General features: G+C 40.6%; 8 protein-coding genes. 5 read left to right on the plus strand and 3 right to left on the minus strand.

The features are described from left to right. Window positions 1-649: 649 nt before the first annotated feature. Together V7K73_RS22985 and V7K73_RS22990 are read right to left on the minus strand one after the other, a co-directional pair. Window positions 650-3,400 carry a TIGR03960 family B12-binding radical SAM protein gene (locus V7K73_RS22985; RefSeq protein ID WP_334883367.1) on the minus strand — a complete coding sequence of 917 codons (2,751 nt, stop codon included), beginning with the start codon at window positions 3,398-3,400 and terminating at the stop codon, window positions 650-652. A 149-nt stretch (window positions 3,401-3,549) separates the two neighbouring features. Then, window positions 3,550-3,879 carry an STAS domain-containing protein gene (locus V7K73_RS22990; protein WP_334883369.1) on the minus strand — a complete coding sequence of 110 codons (330 nt, stop codon included), beginning with the start codon at window positions 3,877-3,879 and terminating at the stop codon, window positions 3,550-3,552. Between the two features lie 459 nt (window positions 3,880-4,338). Between V7K73_RS22990 and V7K73_RS22995 the strand changes: the two genes are divergently transcribed. Continuing rightward, complete coding sequence (locus tag V7K73_RS22995) at window positions 4,339-4,542, plus strand: hypothetical protein (protein ID WP_100899826.1); 204 nt, start codon at window positions 4,339-4,341, stop codon at window positions 4,540-4,542. 278 nt (window positions 4,543-4,820) lie between these two features. Here the strand turns inward: V7K73_RS22995 and V7K73_RS23000 are convergent, their stop codons facing one another. Continuing rightward, window positions 4,821-5,165, minus strand: a complete 345-nt coding sequence (locus V7K73_RS23000; RefSeq protein ID WP_181374237.1) for a hypothetical protein — start codon at window positions 5,163-5,165, stop codon at window positions 4,821-4,823. 300 nt (window positions 5,166-5,465) lie between these two features. Here V7K73_RS23000 and clpS point away from each other — a divergent pair, with 300 nt between their 5' ends. From clpS to V7K73_RS23020, 4 genes are all read left to right on the plus strand, one after another. Next, window positions 5,466-5,747 carry an ATP-dependent Clp protease adapter ClpS gene (clpS, locus tag V7K73_RS23005; protein WP_334883371.1) on the plus strand — a complete coding sequence of 94 codons (282 nt, stop codon included), beginning with the start codon at window positions 5,466-5,468 and terminating at the stop codon, window positions 5,745-5,747. A 72-nt stretch (window positions 5,748-5,819) separates the two neighbouring features. Next, window positions 5,820-6,653, plus strand: a complete 834-nt coding sequence (locus V7K73_RS23010; protein ID WP_334883373.1) for a CPBP family intramembrane glutamic endopeptidase — start codon at window positions 5,820-5,822, stop codon at window positions 6,651-6,653. After that, complete coding sequence (locus tag V7K73_RS23015; RefSeq protein ID WP_334883375.1) at window positions 6,650-7,174, plus strand: pentapeptide repeat-containing protein; 525 nt, start codon at window positions 6,650-6,652, stop codon at window positions 7,172-7,174. The genes V7K73_RS23010 and V7K73_RS23015 overlap by 4 nt, the downstream gene beginning before the upstream one ends. 8 nt (window positions 7,175-7,182) lie before the next feature. Then, window positions 7,183-7,614, plus strand: coding sequence for a hypothetical protein (locus tag V7K73_RS23020; RefSeq protein WP_334883376.1), 432 nt, complete (start codon window positions 7,183-7,185; stop codon window positions 7,612-7,614). The last annotated feature ends 69 nt before the right edge of the window (window positions 7,615-7,683 follow it).

Here is a 7,683-nt window from a genome sequence, read left to right on the forward strand (position 1 = left end):
GGATTATTCTAGAACGGCTGCATGTTTAAGCAATTAAATCAACCGTCCGTGGTTGATTTGTGATGCAATACCCTCAATAAAGAGAGTTCTTCGTTAAAAGTTCTGAATCATGAGTGAGTTTTTAACTCAGAAAGCTTCATTTGAGAGTAACGTACTGATGTCGTTAAGAAAAAGAAACTATTTCTATTTTCCAAACGCCAGATGCTACCCTACTTTAAGCCGCGCTTTGCGCGTTGTGAACGTCTGCAAATTTGGCTTAACCTAACCTACACTAACGCCAAAGGCGAACAACTCTAGTAGAAAAGTAGCTCACTAGCTCTTTGGCACTACTGTAAATTAAACATTCAGCAGTTGTTTAAAAAGCATGGATTTAGAGAATCTAAGCGAGCCTGCTGTTAGTTACTGATTCACAAGGTAGCTATAGAGAGTGTGTGTTCTTTAATCTGCCTCAGTTTGTCTGGGATAAAATCCTAGAATTTGCACTCTAATATCTTTGCTTTCGCCCCCTGAACACCAGGGTAGTGAACCAGCTAATTCAATGCAGCGCCAGAAAATTTCTCTTCAACCCATTCTAACGCAACCTTGCTAAAAATCAATTCAAACGATATACCCACGTTAGGACAACTACTAGCAAGCTGCCCTACAGGGATTATACCCCTAAAATTAGCCGATTGCGGTGGATGTGCAGGAGTTGGAATTCTCCACTAGCCACCATCCCTAGCATAAACAGGATTTGTTCAGGACGCAATAGAAAACCATCTTGGCGATAGCTACCTACATAACGGATAACAGATATAGATTCTGCAATGCCTTTGCGGGTTTCTACTAATTCCAGTTCAAATAAGCGATCGCGCAGATTTATTAACTGGCTCTTACCTGACTTTGTTGTATGCTCGGACCACAGTTCGTCTTTTGCTTTGATGGTATCAATCCATTCTTGCCATTGTATAGGTGTTACTTCTTCAAGTGCTGCTACGGTAATTAAATATTCTGCGGTTTCTAGCAGTTGAGTCGCTGCCGGAGTTTTTAAATCTATCTGCTCCACATTATATATAGGTATGTCTGTGGGCATTTCCCGAACCAATTCTTCTCGAAAAGTATCGACTGCCATTGGTACAGTTAACTCAAAATCCGCAATTTCACCACTACTAGTAGCCCCTAAAGCCAAAGCAGTTGCTACAGAAATTCGCGGCATTGGATGAAATCCACCAGTGAAAGCGATTGGTAAGCCTGCTCGCCGCACAACTCGGTCAAACAGACGGATTAAATCTAAATGGCTTACCAAAGCCATATTACCCTGTTTCCCAAACCAAACTCGCAGTCGTTGTACCTTAATTGTGTTGGGGACAAACTCGCCAGCGAACTTCGGGATACGAGGTGATTCAATCACAATGTTATGGCCAAAGTCGGTTCCACATACGCCACAGTGAGAACAACCTTCAAAAGAGCAGTCGGGTACAATTGCAGCTTCTAAGGCGCGTTGTAAGTCTTCTTTGAGCCACTTTTTATCAATTCCGGTATCAATATGATCCCAAGGGAGGGGAATATCGAGGGAGTTAGGAGTTGGGAGTGAGGAGTTAGGAGTTGGGAGTGAGGAGTTAGGAGTTGGGAGTGAGGAGTTAGGAGTTGGGAGTGGGGAGTTAGGAGTTGGGAGTGGGGTATTTTCCGCATCTTTCGATCTTGTCTGATCTTGTGCGTGAAACAAATTCCATTCGCCATTTTCTACTTGGCGGTATTTCCAGTCTAGATCGGCCCCGGCGATCGCATCTCCCCAAGCGCTAAAAGCTTGATCTAAATTTTCATACCAGGAATCCATCCCTGCGCCCAATTCCCAGGCTCGCCGGACTACTTTGCTCAATTTGCGATCGCCCCGTCCCACAAAATCTTCCATTGCCGAAATGCGAACATCGGTAAAATTTACCTTCACTCCCTTTATTCGGCGGAATTCTTGCCGCAACAGGTTTTGTTTGCGTTTAAATTCAGTGGTAGAAACTGAGTGCCATTGGAATGGCGTATGAGGTTTGGGCGTAAAGTTAGAAATCGTCAGGTTAAAGTTTAGGGGTTTTCTGCCCTTGCCCCGACATTCTCGCTGTAACCAGCTTACTGTTTCAGCAATGCCTAAAACATCAGCATCTGTCTCACCCGGTAAGCCAATCATAAAATACAACTTGATTTTATCCCAGCCTTGCTCCCAAGCGGTTTTCACCCCCCGCAACAATTCTTCATTAGTCAAACCCTTATTCACGATGTCTCGCATCCGCTGAGTTCCAGCTTCTGGAGCAAAAGTCAATCCACCTTGCCGCGTACCTCCAAGGATATTGGCAATATTTTCATCAAATCTGTCTACCCGTTGGCTTGGTAGAGTCAGAGAAATGTTTTCATTTTTTAAGCGATTTTTGATTTCCATCCCCACTGCTGGTAGGGATAAATAATCAGAACAACTCAGAGATAATAGGGAAAACTCATTGTAACCAGTTGCCCGCATTCCCTGTTCAATTGCTTCTACAACCTTATCGGGTTCCACATCCCGTGCTGGTCGAGTTAACATTCCTGGTTGACAAAAGCGACAGCCACGAGTGCAACCACGCCTAATCTCAATGGTCAAGCGGTCATGCACTGTTTCCACGTAGGGAACTAACCCAATGGAATACGCGGGTATGGGAGTTGCCACCCGTCGCAAAATTCGTTTTGGCATGTCCAAGCGACAAGGATGAACTGAGCCATCCTCTGCCATGTCGTAAAACTGAGGGACATATACACCTGGTATCTGTGCTAAGTCCAGTAACAGATGCTCCCGACTCAATCCGGCTTGTTTGCCTTCTTCCAATACCAAACCAATTTCTGGCAGCAGTTCTTCTCCATCTCCAAGGGCGATAAAGTCGAAGAAGTCGGCGTAAGGCTCAGGATTAGATGTTGCTGTTTGCCCACCAGCAAAAATTAATGGAAACTGAGACTGGAGATTCGGAAATTCTCCCTCTGCAACGCCAGCTTTTTGCCGTTCTTGCCACGTCTTGGGAATTCCAGCTAAATCCAACATTTCTAGGATATTAGTTGCACCCAGTTCGTAACTGAGGCTAAAACCTAAAATGTCGAATTCTCTGAGCGATCGCTTTGACTCTACCCCAAACAATGGCGTATTAGTTTCGCGTAGTTTGGCTGCTAGGTCTTTTCCTGGGAGGTAGGCGCGATCGCACAATTGACGCGGTTGGGCATTCAGGATGTTATAGAGAATAATATGCCCTAAATTGGATGCACCAACTTCATATACTTCTGGATAAGTTAATACCCAGCGTATTTCTGCCGTATCCCAAGGTTTGTGTACTGCTAAACGCTCATTACCCAGGTAACGTCCTGGTTTTAAAATATCCGATGTTATTAATTTTTCAACTGCAACAGCCACTGTGCTATCTTCTAGCTACCTTAATTACAGCTACTCAAACCCAACCTTAGCATTGAATTTGGTCTTCTAGCATAGTTTATCGTTGCAACTTATAACTCCTTTACATAAAGTCCACTTCATACCCGAACCTTTGTGCTTCTTACATAAAGTTATGTTGCAGCCAACTCAACTTTACCATCCACTATTTCAAACACCCTATCGAGTTGCGTTAATTCAAAAATAATTCTAATTGACGGAGCAACAGCCCAAAGTTGGAAACCCCTTCCTAAACTAAGAGCCAGTTTGTGTATAGATAACAATGCCATCAAACCCGCGCTGTCTAACGATTCTACTGCTGCGAGGTCTACTATCAAGATAGAAATACCATTTTGTGCTAAAGCTGTAGTCATATCTCGTTCAAATTCCAAGGCGTTTGTAGCATTCAAAAAGCCTTGGGGGCGAATAACTGCAATCTTCGGATAGTTAAGCACTGCCTGCATAGTTACATCCTATTGAGAATTGTTAAAGCGTCAAGCTAAGAATTATTTGAACATAAACTCTATTTTGTTGCATCGACCATTTGTCTTAGTTCTCTTTGCTGAATCTTTATTGCTTTAGCATCTCTGTTTAAAGATTCTCATAATTCCAGGTTAAAATGTGATTATCTATACTTTTTTTTTATGCTAGTTCAAAAACAATCAACTATAGACAGCCATAGAAACGACAAATAATCAGTAAGTATGCTGATAGAATTTGCTTAGTCTATAACTGAAGCTAATTTAGCTAAGTTTTAACGGTAAGTTAAATTCCTCACTTTAGCGTTGCTGATGGCATACTACATCCTCATAGCGAATTATTTCTTTAACTAATTAAAATGTGATCTATATAACTTTTAGAACACTACTTATGCTTAGATAAATTTGGAATAATTAGTATCATATAAATCTAGGTTATTACTTATGAGAACTAAGTACGCTATTCGTAAATTAGTAGAGAAAGCTCTTGACATTAAAAAATTAACTCCTGAGATAGAAAATGAAATCAACTCAGAATTGACGGAACTGGGTTATATTTCTGACGTTGACTACGAAGCTCTGGAATTATTAATGGCCGAGATGGATGCTGGTAGAATTCAGCTGGTTCCTAACTTGGGATATTCCTAATTGCTTAGGTATAGAGGTTTATTGCCTATATCAATTAAATTTGATTATGGCTGAAGCAATCAAAATTTCAAGTAGGTAAAACAAGTTTTAGTAAGAGGATATTTGAAAAGTATTTTTATTAACATCAAAGGTTCAGAAACATCTTCTCTACAAGGGAATGGGGGGAAAAGGGGAGGTAAGGGGAGAATGAGGGACAAGGTGACAAGGTGACAACAGGTGAGAACTAGCAACAAGTCTTTCTCAAGAGTCCCCAATTCCTCTTTCCAATACCCAAATCCCTATTGATATGCTTGCCAAAGTTGGTGAATAAACTGATTGAGTTGCTGCTTGGCGGCTGAGTCAGGTTCAGTTTTTGGTTCTTTTGCTAAAACTTGGCTCAAGAAGGTAATTACTTCTGTGTCTAATGCTGGCCGAAATAAATTGGCAGGCCAAAGTAAATCAGACGCATCTCGCAAATCTGTAATTAGTGGCGATTCTTGAATGAAAGTAACCATTAATAAAGGGCGCACCCAGCACAACTGGCGGGAAACTACAAATTGAATGACTTCTGCATACAGATTCCTGTCACCATGCTCTAAAGACACAATTTGTCCTGGTTGAAGAAAATTTAGGCTAATGTCCATCATTATGCAATTTGGGCAGGGGCAAGGATTATTTTGCAACTTCCTTTATTTTAAAAGTGAGAATGCGCTACTTTTAATGTTGCTTCTGTAACATTAGGGTAGCACTCTCACGGCAACGATGTCTTAAGATATATCCCTCACAAGTGGCCACGCCAAACTAATATGACCAATCTCTGGCAGCAGAGGGTTTTATTAGCATAGTATCTGGACAGAAATACTATAGAATAGGTAAATAACTGTTAAGCGATCGCTCGACAGAAACTTTGTTGTAGTGAATTAACGATAAAAGAGCAAAGAGCCGTGTCAGTTGAAACTATTGAAAAGCCTTCCACAACCCGTAAGCTCGCGCCTCAGTATCGCGTTTTGCTCCATAACGACGACTACAACTCGATGGAGCATGTTGTGCAGTCACTAATAGCCACTGTGCCGAGCCTTACCCAACCCCAGGCTGTGAGCATCATGATGGAAGCCCATACTAACGGGCTAGCTCTAGTGATTACTTGCGCTCAAGAACATGCTGAGTTCTATTGCGAAACATTGATAAGTCATGGTTTAAGTAGCACGATTGAACCTGATGAATAGTCATTTGGTCATTGGTCATTGGTCATTAGTCGAAATTTAGAGTATTGACTGCTGATTGATGACTTATTTAGTATGAAAAAAAACTTTGTCCGTTTTGCTGAACGCCCTGCCCCTATCAGGCTGGGTGCTTTTATTTTGATTTTATTGCTGCTATGGTTGCCATTGGCTGCACCAATATACTTACTAGTACATGATTCAAATTTAGAAAGTATATTGACATTGGTATTGTTATATGCAGTATTTATTTTTATCCTGAGACTATGGGGTAAATATGTTTACCAACAGCCCCAAATTCTGCGGCATTATGGCTTAGAATTCACGCGACAAAACGGTGTGGATTTGCTGCGTGGCTTGGCTATAGGGATAATTAATATTCTGATACTTTTTGGGGTAGAAAGTTTGTTGGGTTGGTTGGTGTGGCAACAACCAAAAGTTTTTTTACTGAAAGTAATTTTAGAGGGTTTACTTGTTGGCTTGGGTGTTGGATTTGCTGAGGAGTTGTTATTCCGAGGCTGGTTGCTAGATGAATTACAACGAGATTACAGTCCGCGTGTGGCAATGTGGACAGATGCAATTGCGTTTGCTACATTGCACTTTATTAAACCCTTGGAGGCAATTATTCATACACTGCCGCAATTTCCAGCTTTAGTACTGCTGGGGTTAACGCAAGTATGGGGAAAGCGTTGGCGGAGGGGACGCTTGGGTTTTCCAATTGGTTTGCATGGTGGTTTAGTTTGGGGTTACTACATTATTAATGTTGGGGAATTAGTGAAATATTCGGGTCTTGTTCCTGATTGGGTAACTGGTGTGAATAATAATCCCCTGCAAGGGGTGATGGGGGTGTTGTTAATGAGTGTACTAGCTTTGTGGATACGGGGAAGGACTGAGCGATCGCGTCATATATGAAAATAAAAATATTAATCGTATCAGCTTTATTACTTACTTTTCTTTCTAGTTGTAAAAATTGTGAGGCTAAAAAAACTTCAAATCCGGCTCATGTGAAGCAGTTGCTAACAACTAAAAAATGCCCAAAGTGTGATTTAGGTGGTGCTGATTTAACAAATACTGATCTAGCTGGGGCAGATTTAAGAGAGGCTGAACTGACTAATGCTAAATTAGACGCAGCCAATCTACAAGGGGCTGATTTAACTAAAGCTGAACTCAGATGGCGAGATGATGTTGGCGACAAAGGGAAAATGGGTATATCAGAAATTGGGGATGATTACTGTAATGTTACCTATGAGGCTTCATTTAAAGGAGCTAACTTGAAGGGAGCGAAACTTATTCAAACTGACTTATCAGGTTTGGATTTAAGCGAAGCTAATCTGAGTGATGCTGATTTGACTAATGCAAAATTAAACTCGGCAAAACTCAATAAAGTAAATTTAGAGAAAGCTAATTTAAATAGCGCTTCCTTATGGATTTAATTTTCTAAATGAGCAAATGGAATTTAAAAGGCTTTCTCCTTTTTAATAATTTTTTATTTTTTAATATTATTTTAATTAACTTGCTTGTCGCTGGATGTGCTGAGATATATTCACCAGGTGATGAACCACAATATGAAAAAATTGCAGAAAATAATATTATATCTATGATTCAGACTCAAAAAAACTACTTTTCAACCCATAAAACTTTCCTGAAACCACTTGATAAACCATTGAAATCAAATTCATCTTTTTTCAAAGCTGAAAAATGTTATGGTTACTACACTAAAACTACTTCTGAAATTAATGGTACATCAACTGTAAACGGTATTTATATTTATGCAAGACAGGAAGCATGTGGTGGCAATTGGGGCATAGATTTGAGTTCTTATGTTGGTGGTGTTTTTGTCGTTCCTAATTCCCTTTTAAAAAAGAAGATTTAGATATTGTGAGTAAGTCTTACCGTTTTATGTTCTTTGTTAGGTATACCCACGTCACCATCTAAATCAATA

Origin of the sequence: Nostoc sp., assembly GCF_036916975.1 — a bacterium.
Classification (GTDB): domain Bacteria; phylum Cyanobacteriota; class Cyanobacteriia; order Cyanobacteriales; family Nostocaceae; genus Nostoc.

Excerpts from the sequence above, each read along its gene's own strand:
- V7K73_RS23020 (WP_334883376.1), top strand. The coding sequence starts at position 7,183 with ATGAGCAAATGGAATTTAAAAGGCTTTCTCCTTTTTAATAATTTTTTA.
- V7K73_RS23010 (WP_334883373.1), top strand. The coding sequence starts at position 5,820 with ATGAAAAAAAACTTTGTCCGTTTTGCTGAACGCCCTGCCCCTATCAGG.
- V7K73_RS22990 (WP_334883369.1), bottom strand. The coding sequence starts at position 3,879 with ATGCAGGCAGTGCTTAACTATCCGAAGATTGCAGTTATTCGCCCCCAA.
- V7K73_RS23015 (WP_334883375.1), top strand. The coding sequence starts at position 6,650 with ATGAAAATAAAAATATTAATCGTATCAGCTTTATTACTTACTTTTCTT.
- V7K73_RS23000 (WP_181374237.1), bottom strand. The coding sequence starts at position 5,165 with ATGGACATTAGCCTAAATTTTCTTCAACCAGGACAAATTGTGTCTTTA.
- V7K73_RS22995 (WP_100899826.1), top strand. The coding sequence starts at position 4,339 with ATGAGAACTAAGTACGCTATTCGTAAATTAGTAGAGAAAGCTCTTGAC.